We start from the raw sequence: 14,938 nt of genomic DNA on the forward strand, positions 1-14,938 counted from the left end.
CGGCGATGGAAGACAGATTCGAGCTCCTGACGACGGAAGGCACGCCCATCCGAGACCCGGGAACGGCTCAAGAGAACGAATTGCTGGCCGCGATTGAGGCCCTGTCTTCCGAAACCGCGCGCGCAGACGCGTTCTGCTGGATGACGCGCTGGGTGACCGCGGCCGCCGTTCAGCGCGCGCTGCTGCGGATACTCGAGCGAGAGGATGACGCCACCTCTGTTGCGGAAATGGTCGACTGCCTCGACGAACTGCCCACAATACCGCAGGCTCTCGGGCGCAGTGCGTGGGAAATCTTCCGCCGCCGTTTCGAGCCCCGGTCTGAACATAGCTGGATGCGATCGCAGGCGTTGCGCGGCGCGCTTGTCGTAGTGCAGGGCGACCACAGTTTGGTCAGGCGCCTGCAGTCGTATCTTCTGGACGTCACGACAGACGACGACGGGGCCTATCTGCGTCACGTCGCCAAGGTCACGGGCACCATTCTGCGTCGATACCCCGATGACGACTTCCGAGACCTTCTCTCCAACCTGGCGCATGTGGGCGAGGCAGCAGACGAAGCTACCCTTGAGCTCGGACTTGATCGCTTGCAAGACGGGTTGCTGGCCAGAACGCAGGACGCGCTCATGTCAGCCTTGACGGCGGCGCAGGGTTGGTTTCGCCGTTCCCTGGCGGCGAGCGAAGGACGTTCGGATGCTGCGCTGTATGATATCTGTACGTCTGTTCTGATCGATGTGCAGAACAGAGGACTGCACTCCGATCTTGCGTTGGATTTGCCTAAACTTCGTAGGGCAGCCATCGAGTACTCAGCCTTTGCCGTCGATCGCCACTCCGCCCAGTCATGGCTCGGGGCGCCATCGCGCGAGCGTTTTCACTGGCTGTCGATGGCCACGAAGTTAGCCATGGCTGCTCACACGTTCACAAAGGACACCTGGCTGCAAGCGGCCATTGTGATCGAGGACGAGTTGCTATCGATCTTTTTTGCGAGTGAGAGCGTGTTCTCTCGATCCGATGGCCACGGCGCCGATATTCTCGGACGAAAGGCACTCGTCCAATCGCTGCAGAAGCGGCGATACTATTTGCAGACCTTAAATCAATGGCTCGCCGAGAACGTTGATAGCGATCTCGCTCCGAATGTCGGACAATTACGCGACACGGTGCAACATTCACTGGCCGGAGCTATCCATCGCAGCCCTTTTTGCGAATCGACTGAAGGCTGGCTGGTCGATGTCCTCAAGAAAGCCGGCCTCGACGCAGCTACAGCCGCCATGACCGCAGCGCAGTTCGACGTGGGGATGGATCGCAATCGGCAAGTGGCAGAGCTGTGGGCCGCCGTTATTGAGAAGCTCTCGGACAATCCCGATTACCAGCGCGACCATCCCCGAGCGCTGCTGGAACACATGTGTACGCTCATTGTGCGTTTTCTCGATTTTCGCGCCAACGTTGGCAGGAGTACCGACCCGTCTGCTGAGTACGTGTTTGGGCGCGGCGCCGATCTGCCGGTCGAACACGACCTTCAACTAGATTTCCTGAAGTTCCTCACGATGTCGGACGCACCGTCGTTCCGAGCCGAAGCCCGTGACTCCGGTGGCGGTCGCGCTGACATCGCTCTCGAATATCGTGGCGTCAAGTCGATCGTGGAGGTGAAGAGGGACGACAACGTGCTCAACAATGCGGAACTTGCGGAGCGGTATGCCGGCCAGGCGACGGGCTATCTGACGACCGGTGTCTGTTTCGGTTTCCTCCTGGTGCTAGATCTCACGGATCGGAAAGGCCATCAACCGCACATTTCCGAACAGATCAGTGTGGAGCAAAAGGTGCCGGATGGATCTAAGGTAAAATACCATATTGTGGTGGCCAGAATTCAAGCCAATCGCAAGACGCCGCATGAACTGCGGTAATGTTAGCTTTCCTTTGACGCATACCGATACCAGTGAAGGCGCACAACTCAGAGATCGGTGTTTGCGAGATCGAATCTATACGCTTCCGGAGCGGCAATTTGGCTTAGTCAAGCAGATGGTCGAGGCCACTCCTTCGATGAGCAACTTTCTCGAGGTAGGCTGACTGTTCGGTCGTGAGGCACGGCTTAACGAGCGCCATTTCCCAGTCCTTCAGGGACAAAAGTTGCGCTTTTTCCCGGCCTCGGCGGATCGTGAGCTTGAAGTCTTGAGGGCTGTGCACGACGCCTTTCTTTCTTAACCTCCAGAGAACGGTCGCCAGTTGTTTGGGGGTGAATGCACCCCGCGTCTGCAAATAGTCTATAAAGGAATGAACATCGAAATTGGGTTCAACGTTCGCCAGCGCCACAAGCGCGCTTACTAATCGCCTGCGGCGCGCGTCCTCGACAAGTTGTCGCCGATCTCGATCGACCTTCTTACGAGTGGCGAGCGCGTCTAAGGTGCGGCCTTCTTCGTCGGTCGCAGCTATACCAAAGCGATGAATGCATTCAGATCCGATCAGCAGCCTTGCGGCCGTATGCAAATTGCGGATTTCGAATTGGTAGCGGATGTCGGGATGATCACAGAGTTCACAGTTAGCGGAGGGCGCTTCGAGGTCATGATAGTCACCAGTGTAGCGCCACTCGCGAAGAGCTTGCGAAAGGCTGCCCTTGTCCCAACTGAGCGGGAGCAGGTTATTCGCAGCCCTCGTTTCCCAACTCATTGGGCTAGGCCAGAGGTCGGTTTGAATTGGTTATGAAGAGCTGTTGGTCGATAGGCCCGAGATAGACCTTATTCAGTAGGAAACTGAATAGAGCCTTTGCGCCTTTTCGATCGGCTGGTATCTCGATACGGCCTGCATTTACGGCGATTGGAAATCCTATAGCCACTGCCTGCGCCTGAATATTTGCGACCGGGTGATTTCCAAGAACGTTGGTCTTCGTGATTGCAAGAACGTGCTTTCGGATACCTTCATCAGCTCCGGCTACGAACGCCGCAGCATCCCCGATGGCGAGGCTAGCGTGGCCGCAAAATGCAGCTAGCTCAGGATCGGTTGCGTCTCGGAAGACAGGGGACATATCGAGGACGCGCCGTAACATGGAGTAACTCTTGAACCGGACCAGTCCTATCGCGTCGACGGTTGCTACCAATTTGTTATCCAGTGAGAATGCCGGTTCGACGAGCCGTCGAAAAACATCGCCCTCATATAAAAACGCGAAACGATTAGATAGCACCTGTTGCGGGCCAAAGTTCTGGATCAAGAGGCGCCGATTTGGGCCATTGCCGAGGACGGCGAATAGGCCCTTGACGGATTGATCTTGAAAATTGGCGACATCGAGTACGGGAAGTGCGACCGCGTTCTGGTCCGCTGCAGCTAGCAGCGCTTGTGCCTCTGGCAGGCTTTGGATGAAGAGCACATCCTCGCTGTCTGGAATCCAATCGCCCGTGAATGCAATTTCGTTGGCGATGCCGGCCATGAATTGAGCTTCTTGGTTTTCGAACACCCCGTTTAGTTGGGCCTGCAGCGGATTGGCCAATTGAATGTGTCTGACTTCGGCTATCTCGGCCGGACGGCATACGGCGTAGAGTTGAGTCATTTATTTTCCCCCCAGATCGAGCAGAATGTATTCTGTGAGCTGGCCTACCTGCAATTCCGTGGCGGCAGTGCGAAGATGTTTCTTCGTTATCAGCACGAAAGTCACCCCTTCAGCAGATTGGACTTTGTAGAAGTGCCACCCAAGCAAGCCAAGCAAGGGGTTGAAATGGTAGTTGTACCCAGTGGCGGTTATCACGCCAAAGATTGCAACAGTTGGCACCCAGAATTTCCAATCTAGTGTGTTGAATTGCGACGTGAATAGCGGCATTACATAGAGGAGGAGAAACGCGGTGTTCTCATGGTCCGCAGCCTCGATTGACGCTGCTTTGAATTTAGACGCGGGCAGTGAGCGTTTAGCGCTCCAGAGAATCCCGACGCATAGGACACAAAGGATTAGGCAGCCTGTCAGGATGAATTTTGCCGTCTGGGGCGCACATTCAACCCACGCAACCCAAGCATAGGTCAATCCGACCGGGGCGAGGGCCGTGCTTGTGAAGACTAGTCTGGCAAAAACATTGAACATTTGGCTCTTCTATCACGTTGCAGCATTCGGCGGCGATACGACTACAGAAGTCCACAGCGTTTTTAGGCGAAGAGATCGCTTCGTCCTGATAAGGCCCTCTATCGGGCCCGCCCTGTTCCGATCTTAGGTCCCATGGCAGCTTTTATCGGCATCTGCTCTCGAAGCTGCCATTCAGGTTACGGCCCCCTGAGCGGTAGTGTCGTGCGACGTTCTCTCTCGGCCAATCAAGGCCGAGGAGAACTCACATGGGCCATTCTCAATTCGATGATGCCAGTCGCGAGCGCGCAGCTTGGAATGCCGGAAAGAGGGTCGTCACCAAGCGTCCGTTCAACCAGAAGCAGATCTGGGCAATTCGCTTTTTCCTCGATCGCAAGAGACGCGTTCGGGACCGTGCGCTATTCGATCTAGCAATCGACAGCAAGCTTCGCGGTTGTGACCTGGTCAAGATCAGGATTCGCGATGTGGTCGCCCGACCGGAGATAGGGACTCGCGCCGACACGTGGAATACCGGGTAGCTTCGACAATTGTGGGGTGGGAAGCGGACGGACAGCTCTTGAGCTGGGCATGCGACGTTTCAGCCGTTTAAGCACATCGAGGAGAACCGTAAAATTCAACGAATTGCTGGCATTCCCAATGCACGACCTTGACTGCTCTTATGCGGAGGCCTGAAGACATTCCACATTTGTACCGCAATTCGAGGAAGATCAATTTCATATCTGTGGCGAACCGACCGTGGGCCGCTTATGGTCATCACGAACAAAAGGAATTTCAAATGACCAAGAGCATTGCGATTTTCAATAACAAAGGCGGTGTCGGAAAAACGACCTACATGTATCATGTTGGGCATCTTCTCGCCGCGCGCGGGCTCACCGTCCTGATGGTCGATTGCGACAGTCAATGTAACCTGAGTGCATATTGCTTGAGCGACACTGCTATTCGACAATCGTGGGGCACGGAGGGAAACAGTATCTACCGAGCCATTGAGCGTGTCGCACGAGGCATCGGCGACATTCGCCAGAGACAGCCTAGTCCGGTTCCACACGCTCAGGGCAAGCTGTATCTCGTGCCGGGGGATCTTCGACTCAGCGATTTTGAAGACACATTGGGCGACACCTGGAGTGCTGCACGAGGTGGCAACGAGCCTGCGGTGCGAGCTCAATCTGCAATCCATCGCTACATTCAATGGGCTAGCGAGAAAGTCCGCGCAGACTTGGTGCTGTTGGATCTCGGTCCCAACCTGGGCGCGCTGAACCGAGCTGTTCTAGCCTCGGCGGACTACTTCATCACGCCTCTGGCTCCCGACCTGTTTTCCATTCAAGGAACGGAAAACCTCGGCAACAAGCTGGTCGGATGGCGGAAAGAGTGGGATCAAACTAATACCGCATGGAAGGACCCCACTCTCTCTATCCCCAAGGGGAGACCGAGCTACCTTGGCTACGTCGTTCAACAGCATAACGTACGTTCAAATGCTGTTGGGATGACGGAAGGTTGGCAAATTTACGGGAACGAACTCGAGCCTGCGATTCGCGCAAACATTATCGAAAAGCTTACTCCTCTGAATCAAGTACAGGTTTGGCACGATGATGATTATAAACTGGGTTTGATCCCAAATCTTCACAGCCTTGTTCCATATTCTATGGACGCCAAGAAGCCGATCTTCTACTGTAATTCTAGCGATGGCGTTCGCGGTGCTCATCTTGCGAAGGCTAGGGATTCGGCCGATCATTTTGCAGAGATAGTTGACACCCTCAACTCAGTTTCCGCTTGGCCTTAGAGATTGCTTGATTGACCTCATACTTCTGCATTGAATTGGGGGATGGGTATTGCTTTGGGCCGCTGCAAGAGTCGAAATATACTCCCAACAGCCGATACGATTCTCGGCCGAGATCGGTCTCGAAGTGCTCCTAACTCAGTCCACTATTGGAATCGAACGAACGGCAAGTTTCGGGCGACGACATGATCAAACCGAAGGGCTGACTTGGGGTCGTGTGCTGAAGGTCGGCTTTCTCAGGTCTTCGGACATAACCGGACAGTCGGCAGATGATGCGGTGGACGGCTCTCCTCCCGCCCTGCGGTATGATCGTGGGGCCAGAAGCTGGAGGAGATCTATGATGGGCAACGTTACGACGATTGGTCTGGATATTGCGAAGTCAGTGTTTCAAATCCACGGGGTGGATGCGGCGAGTGAGGTTGTCGTTCGCAGGAAGCTGACGCGTGGGCGCGTGATGGCATTCTTCGAGAGCCTGCCACGTTGCCTGGTCGGTATCGAAGCCTGCAGCTCGTCGCATTATTGGGCTCGCGAGCTAATCGCACGTGGTCACGATGTGAGGTTACTGCCGGCACAATATGTGAAGCCTTATCTGAAGCGGCAGAAGAATGATGCCGCAGATGCAGAGGCGATCTGCGAGGCGGTCACTCGGCCGACCATGCGCTTCGTGCCTGTGAAATCACCCGAGCAGCAAAGTGTGATGATGCTGCACCGGGTCCGGTTGATGCTCAACCGCCAGCGCACGCAGATATCGAACGCGTTGCGGGCACACCTATCCGAGTTCGGGATCGTAGCGCCGATCGGGCGGAATGGGATTGAGCAACTGCTCGTGGTCGTCAACGACGAGAACGAGACCAGGATACCAGCTGACGCGCGGCTATGCCTTCGCATGCTTGAGGCGCAGCTCAGGGTCGTGAAGAAACAGATCCTCGAAAACGATCGTAGGGTTCGGGCGAATGCGCGTGAGACCGAGCTTGGTCGCAGGTTGATGGAAATCCCAGGCGTCGGCCCGCTGCTGGCAAGTGCATTCGTGGCTACGGTCGCCGATGCGCATGCGTTCAAGTCGGGGCGCTGTCTATCGGCATGGATCGGACTCGTGCCGAAGCAGAACTCGAGCGGGGGGAAGGAGAGGCTCGGCAGTATCTCCAAGACCGGCAATCGCTACTTGCGGCAGTTGCTCGTGGTGGGTGCGATGGCGGTCATCCGCTATGCCGAGCGCAACGGTACCAGGAGGCCATGGCTCGTGCAGTTGATGGCGCGGCGAACAGCCAAGGTTGCGGCGGTTGCGTTGGCCAACAAGACCGCCCGGATGGTCTGGGCACTGATGACGAACGGCGAGCGCTACAGGGAGCCGGTCATCGCATAGAACAAGATAAGGCGAGCGATCGCTGACGAGGTTGGAAAGGGCGGACAGGAGCTAATGCACAAAGCCGGTTGATACCGCCGGATCAGGAAAACCCACTGGGGCCGTGCACCTCGAGTGCGAGCTTACGATCGGGACCTGAGACGCGCGAATGGCATTATGGCCAGCGGCACATGATAGGCCGCACCTACAGGTCGGATACATGGCCGCACCAACCAGCAACGGCAACGCTCAAAGAATCCCTTGCCAACGGAGAGCCGTCCATACACGGCCCCATACAAGTCATTCGCTCGTGCCTTCGCGATGACATTTCTTGGCGCCCCCAATCTTCCAAGCCTGCAACGTTCACTGCATCGCACGGGCGCGTATATTGGGTATCTTCAATATTCTGAAACGTCACGCCATCCTGCTTCCGTTTAACAAAACTCGGAGGCTGCGCCCATGACACCGACGAAGCTCCTTGTCGGTCAGATAGTCATTGTGTTCGCCATCGTCATTCTCGGCGTATGGACAGCGACTCAATGGTGCGCCCAAACTTTAGATTATCAGCCGCAACTCGGATCCCCATGGTTTGTCGCAGCCGGATGGCCGATCTACAAGCCGTGGCAACTGTTCGAGTGGTGGTTCCATTTCGACGCATACGCGCCCGAGGTCTTCGACACGGCCGGGATGCTTGCGGCCACCACAGGCTTCATGGGCTGCGCGGCCGCCATCGCTGGCTCCCTCTGGCGTGCGCGGCAGCGCGGCCTAGTCACCACTTATGGCTCGTCGCGATGGGCCGTTTCTTGGGAGATCGAGAAGGCAGGGCTGTTTCGACCAGCCGGTGTTTTCCTTGGCAAGCTGAAGGACCGCTATCTTCGCCATGACGGGCCGGAGCACGTAATGGCCTTTGCTCCCACGCGCTCGGGCAAGGGTGTTGGACTGGTTGTTCCGACGCTTCTTTCCTGGACCGGCTCGGCCGTCATTCACGACATCAAAGGCGAGAACTGGCAGCTGACCGCCGGCTGGCGGTCGAAGTTCTCGTACTGTTTTTTGTTCAATCCGACCGATCCGAGGTCAGCACGCTACAATCCGCTACTTGAGGTGCGCAAAGAAGTGAACGAGGTCCGCGATGTCCAGAACATCGCTGATGTCTTGGTGGATCCGGAAGGTGCGCTCGAGCGGCGCAATCATTGGGAGAAGACCAGTCACTCACTCTTGGTCGGCGCCATCTTGCACGTGCTCTATGCCGAAGAGGAAAAGACGCTCGCCCGCGTCGCCACCTTCCTGTCGGATCCGCAACGCTCCTTTGTCGCGACGCTGCAGCGGATGATGACGACCAATCACCTCGGCACGGCGGACAAGCCCCAGGTCCATCCGGTCGTGGCCTCCGCAGCGCGCGAGGTGCTGAACAAGTCGGAAAATGAGCGTTCTGGCGTGCTCTCGACCGCGATGTCGTTTCTCGGGCTCTATCGTGATCCGACAGTGGCCGCGGCAACATCGACCTGCGACTGGCGCATTGCGGACCTGATGGATGCCGAGCGGCCGATGTCGCTCTATCTGGTCGTGCCGCCGTCGGACATCTCGCGCACCAAGCCGCTGGTGAGACTGGTGCTCAATCAAATCGGCCGCAGGCTGACTGAGCGCCTGGAGGGTGACCCGAAGAAGAGCCGCAGGCATCAACTCCTCATGATGCTCGACGAATTCCCGGCGCTCGGACGCCTCGATTTCTTCGAGACCGCGCTTGCCTTCATGGCAGGCTACGGCATCCGCGCCTATCTGATCGCTCAATCCTTGAACCAGATCTCCAAGGCCTATGGCGAGAACAACGCCATTCTTGACAATTGCCATGTGCGGATTTCCTTTTCTTCCAATGACGAGCGCACGGCCAAACGCATCTCGGACGCGCTCGGTACAGCGACGGAACTCAGATCCATGCGCAACTATGCCGGCCATCGGCTGGCACCCTGGCTTTCGCACGTCATGGTGAGCCGCCAGGAAACTGCGCGACCGCTGTTGACACCAGGCGAGGTGATGCAATTGCCGCCTTCGGACGAGCTGGTGCTGATATCAGGATTGCCGCCGATCCGTGCGAACAAGCTCCGCTACTACGAGGACCAGAATTTCACCGAACGGGTGCTGCCGGCGCCGGTGTTGCGCGACGGTCTGTACGCGGACTGTCCTGCGTCGCGCCCCGACGATTGGAGCGGACTAGTCCGCAGTGTTGACCGCCGTCTCGCTGCAGATGACGAAAACGCCGGCGCGGCAATCGAAGAAGACGGCGGCGTGCAACAGCAGCGTCATCCCGGCCTGCCTGAAGACCACGTCGTCGTCTCTCAGGAGCCTGATCAAGACGACCTCTTCAATCTGGCGGACGATGACGCCGAGGCACTCGCAGACAAGCGCGTCATGGACCGGGTTTCCACCGCAGCCAGCGCCTACGGTATCAACGAGGGAAGGGGCGACGACAAGGACATCATCCCCGGCTTCTAAGCGCTTTCGCAGCTCAGGCGTATCTCAGCGTAGATAACGCCCATAAGCGATTTTTCAGATATCGGCGATGTTCGTTCCCGCCGCCGGCGCATCAGCGCCGGCCAGTCGGAACGAGCCCCATGAAGCCCCATCGCATTCGCCACCAGTTTCTGCTCGAACCCGCGTTAAGCGAGAAGCTGGAAACGCTGAGCCGCAACCCGTCGACCACAAAATCGGCGATCGTTGCGAAAGCGGTCGAGGCCTTCATCGAGCGGCGTGGCGAGAACGAACTCGACAATCGTTATGGCAGGCGTCTCGACCGTCTTTCTCGCGACCTCGACCATATCCGAACCGATGTCGAGGTGATCCTGGAGAGCCTCGCACTCTTCATACGCTTTTCGATTACGCTTCATTCCCACACGCCGGTCCCGGATCGGGCGACACAGGCGATTGCCCAAGAGCGCTTTGACAAATTCGTCGAGCAGGTCGGTCGCCAGATCGCCTCCGGGAAGCGCTCGCTTGGCAACGGCAATGGCAATGGAGGCGAAGGATGAGCTCTCATCCCGCAGCCGACCACCGCCGCCGCGCCATGCTGCGCACAGCCATGGGCCACGCGATCACCGAGGCCCTTGCCGATCCGACCGTCATCGAGGTGATGGTCAACCCCGACGGCGCGCTGCGGCTCGACCGGTTGGGAGAAGGCCGGGTCGATACCGGCGTGCATATGCATCCTTCCGAGGCCGAACGCATCGTCCGCCTCGTTGCCTCTCACGTGCGCGCCGAGGCGCATGCGGACAACCCAATCGTCAGTGCCGAACTACCCTCAGGCGAGCGTTTCGAGGGCCTGTTACCGCCAATCGTCTTGGCGCCATGCTTTGCCATCCGCAAGCCGGCAGCAAAACTCTACACGCTGGCCAACTATGTCGCCGATCGCATCATGCTCCCGCTGCAGGCTGATGCCCTGAGGAAGGCGGTACGCGAGCGGCGCAACATCCTGGTCGCCGGCGGCACATCATCGGGCAAAACGACCCTTGCCAATGCTCTTCTGGCAGAAGTCGCCGAATGCGATGAGCGGGTGATCCTCATTGAGGACACCCGCGAGCTGCAATGCGCGGCCAAGGACTGTGTTGCGCTGAGGACGAGGCGGGGCTCCGTCACACTTGCCGATCTCGTACGCTCGACCCTACGGCTGAGGCCCGACCGCATCATCGTCGGCGAAGTCAGAGGCGCGGAAGCGCTCGACATGCTGAAGGCGTGGAACACCGGTCACCCCGGCGGCATCACCACGGTCCACGCCAGTTCGGCGCGCTCGGCCCTCTACCGGATCGAGCAGCTCGCCCAGGAAGCGGTCGTCACCGTTCCCCGCCGGCTGATCGCCGATGCTGTCCACCTGATTGTCTTCATCGCCGGACGCGGGTCGTCGCGCCGCATAGACGCGATTGCCGAGGTCACAGGCCTCGACGGCAGTGGCGACTACGCCGTTGGCCAGCTCACTCTTCCGCAACTCCAGCAGCTTTGAAAGGTCATCTCATGCGCAAGAAAATTTGCTTTCTTTCGTCCGCCGCCGTCGCGCTTCTTCTCACGGCCCAGGCTCACGCTGCCGGCTCCGGCATGCCCTGGGAACAGCCGCTTCAGCAGATCCTGGAATCGGTGCAGGGGCCGGTGGCCAAGATCGTTGCCGTGATCATCATCATAACCACTGGCCTTACCCTTGCGTTCGGCGACACGGCGGGCGGTTTCCGCCGGCTGATCCAGATCGTCTTCGGCCTGTCGATCGCCTTCGCGGCCTCGAGCTTCTTTCTTTCCTTCTTCTCCTTTGGCGGCGGGGCAGTCGTCTGATGAGCACCGGAGAGCAGCATATCGAAGGCTTCGAGGTTCTGGTCCATCGGGCGCTCACCGAGCCGATCCTGCTCGGCGGCGCGCCGCGGGCGGTGGCGATCCTCAATGGCACGGTGGCCGCCGCCATCGGCCTAGGCCTGCAGCAGTGGATTGCCGGTCTGATCCTCTGGATCGCCGGCCACACGCTCGCGGTCTTTGCCGCACGGCGTGATCCGGATTTTGCCAACGTGCTTGTCCGTCATCTTCGTCAAAAGGGCTGGCTTGCATGCTGAAGCTTTCCGAATACCGCGGCAAAGCCGACCGGCTTGCCGACCATCTGCCGTGGGCAGCACTCGTCGCGCCCGGCATCGTGCTCAACAAGGATGGCAGCTCCCAGCGGACATTGCGGTTTCGTGGCCCCGACCTTGAAAGCGCGACGGAGGCCGAACTTATCGGCATATGCGCGCGGGCAAACAATGCGCTGAAAAGGCTCGGCTCCGGTTGGGCATTATTCTTCGAGGCCGAGCGCAGCGAAGCGCTGGGCTATCCGAGCTCGGCGCTTCCCGATGCTGCCTCATGGCTGATCGATGAGGAACGGCGCGCGGCCTTCGAGGGCAAGGTCGCGCATTTCGAGAGCATCTATCATCTGACCTTGGTCTTCATGCCTGGGCCCGATGGCCAAGCGCGCGCGGAAAGTGCTCTCGTCGACTCGCATGACTTGGGAGGGGAAAGAGACTGGCGCCAGGAGCTTGCCCGGTTCCGAGACGAGACTGACCGCGTTCTCGATCTTCTTTCGGGCTTCGTGCCCGAGGTGCGCGCGCTCGACGATGCCGAGACCCTGACGTACCTGCACGGCACGATCTCGACACGCCGTCATCCGGTCGCCGTGCCGGAAACGCCAATGTATCTCGACGGCGTCCTGGTTGACGCGCCGCTGACCGGCGGCCTAGAGCCGATGCTGGGCGAGCAGCATCTGCGCACGCTCACAGTTCTCGGCTTTCCGAACGTCACCCGGCCAGGAATCCTTGATGCGCTCAATAACCAGGATTTCGCCTATCGCTGGGTGACGCGCTTCATTCCACTCGACAAGGCGGAAGCCACGAAGACGCTGACTCGGCTCCGCCGGCAGTGGTTTGCCAAGCGCAAATCGATCGCGGCTATTCTGCGCGAGGTGGTGACCAACGAACCGGTGCCTCTCGTCGACAGCGACGCCGACAACAAGGCGCTCGATGCCGATGCAGCACTGCAGGCATTGGGCGGCGATCATGTCGGCTTCGGCTATCTCACCACAACGGTGACGGTGTGGGATCAGAACCGTAAAGCCGCCGCGGAAAAGCTTCGCGCCGTCGAGCGGATCGTCAACGGGCTCGGCTTCACCACCATTCGCGAAAGCATCAATGCCGTCGAAGCGTGGCTTGGTTCATTGCCGGGTCATGTCTACGCCAACGTTCGCCAGCCGCTCGTTCACACGCTTAACCTTGCCCATCTCATGCCGCTGTCGTCCGTGTGGGCAGGTCCAGCGGAGAACGAGCATCTTGCCGAGGTCACCGGCGATTACGCTCCGCCGCTTCTTTTCGCCGAAACCAGCGGCTCGACGCCGTTTCGGCTTTCGACCCATATCGGCGATGTCGGCCACATGCTGATTGTCGGGCCGACCGGTGCCGGCAAGTCGGTTCTGCTTGCCCTGATCGCTTTGCAGTTCCGGCGCTACGCTGGCGCGCAAATCTATGTCTTCGACAAAGGCAATTCGGCCCGCGCCGCCGCGCTTGCCATGGGCGGCGACCACCATGCGTTGGGTGCGAATGGTGCGCTTGCTTTCCAGCCGCTGCGCCACATCGACGACCCGGCCACACAGAGCTGGGCGGCCGAATGGATCGCCGGCCTCATTGCCCACGAGAATGTCACCGTCACCCCGGAGGTGAAGGAGGCAATCTGGTCGGCGCTCACCAGCCTCGCCACCGCGCCGGCGCAGGAACGCACGCTGACTGGCCTGTCGGTCCTGCTTCAGTCCAATGCGCTCAAATCGGCGTTGATGCCCTACACGCTCGACGGTCCATTCGGCCGGCTGCTCGATGCCGATGACGACCGGCTGGCCATCTCGGATGTGCAGTGTTTCGAGACCCAGGAGCTGATGCACAGCCAAGGCGCTGTGCTGCCTGTGCTCACCTATCTGTTCCATCGTCTTGAGGACCGGTTTGACGGGCGGCCGACGCTGCTCATGCTCGACGAGGCCTGGGTCTATCTCGACAACCCGCTCTTTGCCGCCCGCATCCGCGAATGGCTTAAGGTACTGCGTAAGAAAAACGTCTCCGTCATCTTCGCGACGCAGTCGCTTGCCGACATCGCCGGCTCTTCTATCGCACCGGCAATCATCGAGAGTTGCCCGCAGCGCATTTTTCTCCCCAATGATCGTGCGGTGGAGCCGCAGGCACGGGCAGCCTATGAGCGCTTCGGTCTTAATGAGCGACAGATCGAATTGGTCGCCCGCGCCACGCCGAAGCGCCACTACTATCTGCAGTCGCGCCGCGGCAATCGCCTCTTCGAGCTCGGGCTAGGCCCGATCGCTCTTGCGCTTTGCGGCGCCTCCGACCCGGCCGCCCAGAACCTGATCGACAATATTCTTTCCGAAGAAGGGCAGGGCAGCTTTGCCGCCCGTTTCTTCAGCGCGCGCGGCCTGGATTGGGCTGCCGAGCTTCTCCAGCAATTTCCTCAACCTAACAAGGAGCAATCGTCATGATCGGACGCCGCCTTTTTACTAGCCTGGTCACCGTTTCCCTGATCGCCAAACCGATGGCTGACTACGTCCAGCCGGCCTATGCGCTCATCGTGTTTGACCCGTCCAACTATACGCAGAATGTGCTGTCGGCAGCACGCGCATTGGAGCAGATCAACAACCAAATCCAGTCGCTTCAGAACCAGGCGACCATGCTGCAGAACATGGCGCGCAACCTTCAGCGCCTGGATTTCTCTTCCGTGGGCCAGCTTACCGGCTCGCTCCAACGGATTGACGGTCTGATGACCCAGGCGAGCGGCCTGAGCTTCGATCTCGACAAGCTGCAGGACCAGTGGCGCCAGCAATATCCGGAAAGCTACGACGCCACCATCAAGGTCAGCGATGTGGCGAGCGCCGCGCGCGAGCGCTGGCAGAGCGCCATGCAGGCGTTCCGCCAGACCATGAGCGCGCAGTCGCAGATCGTCGAGAACGTGCAGGCCGATGGCGACCTGCTTACCGATCTCGTCAATCGCAGTCAGGGCGCGGCAGGTGCCCTCGAGGCAAGCCAGGCCACCAATCAGCTGATCGCGCTTTCGACCAAGCAGCAGATGCAGATCCAGACGCTGCTTGCGACCCAGTTCCGGGCCGAGGCCGAGGATGCGGCGCGCAAGGCGCAGTCTGAGGAAGCCGCTCGCGAGACGACGAAGCGTTTCCTGGGCACCGGCACGGCTTATCCCGGCAACTGAGCGGCAGTTCTTCAAGACAACGATGAAG

General features: G+C 59.2%; 14 protein-coding genes. 11 read left to right on the forward strand and 3 right to left on the reverse strand.

Annotation, left to right across the window (positions count from 1 at the left end):
• Nucleotides 1-5: 5 nt before the first annotated feature.
• Complete coding sequence (locus NKH95_RS22250) at nt 6-1,895, forward strand: hypothetical protein (protein WP_352893184.1); 1,890 nt, start codon at nt 6-8, stop codon at nt 1,893-1,895.
• 103 nt (nt 1,896-1,998) lie between these two features.
• On the opposite strand, the gene NKH95_RS22255 is transcribed toward NKH95_RS22250, so the two are convergent.
• Genes NKH95_RS22255 through NKH95_RS22265 form a run of 3 tightly spaced genes read right to left on the reverse strand, consistent with a single transcriptional unit; the run spans nt 1,999 to nt 4,051 of the window.
• Nucleotides 1,999-2,655, reverse strand: coding sequence for a hypothetical protein (locus NKH95_RS22255; RefSeq protein ID WP_023711825.1), 657 nt, complete (start codon nt 2,653-2,655; stop codon nt 1,999-2,001).
• A 4-nt stretch (nt 2,656-2,659) separates the two neighbouring features.
• A complete protein-coding gene (locus tag NKH95_RS22260) occupies nt 2,660-3,529 on the reverse strand; it encodes a hypothetical protein (protein ID WP_023711824.1) in 870 nt (289 codons plus the stop codon).
• The gene (locus NKH95_RS22265; RefSeq protein ID WP_023711823.1) at nt 3,530-4,051 is read right to left on the reverse strand and encodes a KwaA family protein; all 522 of its coding nucleotides are present in this window, start codon (nt 4,049-4,051) and stop codon (nt 3,530-3,532) included. It lies immediately after the preceding gene.
• Nucleotides 4,052-4,296: 245 nt separating this feature from the next.
• Here NKH95_RS22265 and NKH95_RS22270 point away from each other — a divergent pair, with 245 nt between their 5' ends.
• The 10 genes from NKH95_RS22270 to trbJ all read left to right on the forward strand — a co-directional run bounded on the left by NKH95_RS22270 (nt 4,297) and on the right by trbJ (nt 14,910).
• Nucleotides 4,297-4,566 (forward strand): site-specific integrase, encoded by a 270-nt coding sequence (locus NKH95_RS22270; RefSeq protein WP_023806689.1) that lies wholly within the window; start codon nt 4,297-4,299, stop codon nt 4,564-4,566.
• A gap of 257 nt (nt 4,567-4,823) precedes the next feature.
• The gene (locus tag NKH95_RS22275; RefSeq protein WP_023711822.1) at nt 4,824-5,825 is read left to right on the forward strand and encodes a ParA family protein; all 1,002 of its coding nucleotides are present in this window, start codon (nt 4,824-4,826) and stop codon (nt 5,823-5,825) included.
• Nucleotides 5,826-6,162: 337 nt separating this feature from the next.
• Nucleotides 6,163-7,185 (forward strand): IS110 family RNA-guided transposase, encoded by a 1,023-nt coding sequence (locus NKH95_RS22280; RefSeq protein WP_352893281.1) that lies wholly within the window; start codon nt 6,163-6,165, stop codon nt 7,183-7,185.
• 438 nt (nt 7,186-7,623) lie between these two features.
• Entirely contained in the window at nt 7,624-9,654 is a 2,031-nt protein-coding gene (locus NKH95_RS22285; protein ID WP_352893192.1) for a conjugal transfer protein TraG, read from the forward strand.
• 119 nt (nt 9,655-9,773) lie between these two features.
• The gene (locus NKH95_RS22290) at nt 9,774-10,187 is read left to right on the forward strand and encodes a hypothetical protein (RefSeq protein ID WP_023711820.1); all 414 of its coding nucleotides are present in this window, start codon (nt 9,774-9,776) and stop codon (nt 10,185-10,187) included.
• Complete coding sequence (trbB, locus tag NKH95_RS22295) at nt 10,184-11,152, forward strand: P-type conjugative transfer ATPase TrbB (protein WP_023809283.1); 969 nt, start codon at nt 10,184-10,186, stop codon at nt 11,150-11,152. The genes NKH95_RS22290 and trbB overlap by 4 nt, the downstream gene beginning before the upstream one ends.
• An 11-nt stretch (nt 11,153-11,163) precedes the next feature.
• Complete coding sequence (locus tag NKH95_RS22300) at nt 11,164-11,472, forward strand: TrbC/VirB2 family type IV secretion system protein (RefSeq protein WP_023711818.1); 309 nt, start codon at nt 11,164-11,166, stop codon at nt 11,470-11,472.
• Complete coding sequence (locus tag NKH95_RS22305) at nt 11,472-11,744, forward strand: VirB3 family type IV secretion system protein (protein ID WP_352688643.1); 273 nt, start codon at nt 11,472-11,474, stop codon at nt 11,742-11,744. Before NKH95_RS22300 ends, NKH95_RS22305 begins: the two co-directional genes overlap by 1 nt.
• Nucleotides 11,738-14,188, forward strand: a complete 2,451-nt coding sequence (gene trbE / locus NKH95_RS22310; protein WP_352893197.1) for a conjugal transfer protein TrbE — start codon at nt 11,738-11,740, stop codon at nt 14,186-14,188. The genes NKH95_RS22305 and trbE overlap by 7 nt, the downstream gene beginning before the upstream one ends.
• On the forward strand, nt 14,185-14,910 hold the full coding sequence (trbJ, locus tag NKH95_RS22315; RefSeq protein WP_023669263.1) for a P-type conjugative transfer protein TrbJ: 726 nt from the start codon (nt 14,185-14,187) through the stop codon (nt 14,908-14,910). The genes trbE and trbJ overlap by 4 nt, the downstream gene beginning before the upstream one ends.
• Nucleotides 14,911-14,938 lie beyond the last annotated feature (28 nt).

Source organism: Mesorhizobium sp. M0848 (assembly GCF_040319805.1).
In the GTDB taxonomy this organism is placed as follows: domain Bacteria; phylum Pseudomonadota; class Alphaproteobacteria; order Rhizobiales; family Rhizobiaceae; genus Mesorhizobium.

Coding starts and splice junctions, on each gene's coding strand:
- NKH95_RS22250 (WP_352893184.1), top strand. CDS start 6: ATGGAAGACAGATTCGAGCTCCTGACGACGGAAGGCACGCCCATCCGA.
- NKH95_RS22255 (WP_023711825.1), bottom strand. CDS start 2,655: ATGAGTTGGGAAACGAGGGCTGCGAATAACCTGCTCCCGCTCAGTTGG.
- NKH95_RS22260 (WP_023711824.1), bottom strand. CDS start 3,529: ATGACTCAACTCTACGCCGTATGCCGTCCGGCCGAGATAGCCGAAGTC.
- NKH95_RS22265 (WP_023711823.1), bottom strand. CDS start 4,051: ATGTTCAATGTTTTTGCCAGACTAGTCTTCACAAGCACGGCCCTCGCC.
- NKH95_RS22270 (WP_023806689.1), top strand. CDS start 4,297: ATGGGCCATTCTCAATTCGATGATGCCAGTCGCGAGCGCGCAGCTTGG.
- NKH95_RS22275 (WP_023711822.1), top strand. CDS start 4,824: ATGACCAAGAGCATTGCGATTTTCAATAACAAAGGCGGTGTCGGAAAA.
- NKH95_RS22280 (WP_352893281.1), top strand. CDS start 6,163: ATGGGCAACGTTACGACGATTGGTCTGGATATTGCGAAGTCAGTGTTT.
- NKH95_RS22285 (WP_352893192.1), top strand. CDS start 7,624: ATGACACCGACGAAGCTCCTTGTCGGTCAGATAGTCATTGTGTTCGCC.
- NKH95_RS22290 (WP_023711820.1), top strand. CDS start 9,774: ATGAAGCCCCATCGCATTCGCCACCAGTTTCTGCTCGAACCCGCGTTA.
- trbB (WP_023809283.1), top strand. CDS start 10,184: ATGAGCTCTCATCCCGCAGCCGACCACCGCCGCCGCGCCATGCTGCGC.
- NKH95_RS22300 (WP_023711818.1), top strand. CDS start 11,164: ATGCGCAAGAAAATTTGCTTTCTTTCGTCCGCCGCCGTCGCGCTTCTT.
- NKH95_RS22305 (WP_352688643.1), top strand. CDS start 11,472: ATGAGCACCGGAGAGCAGCATATCGAAGGCTTCGAGGTTCTGGTCCAT.
- trbE (WP_352893197.1), top strand. CDS start 11,738: ATGCTGAAGCTTTCCGAATACCGCGGCAAAGCCGACCGGCTTGCCGAC.
- trbJ (WP_023669263.1), top strand. CDS start 14,185: ATGATCGGACGCCGCCTTTTTACTAGCCTGGTCACCGTTTCCCTGATC.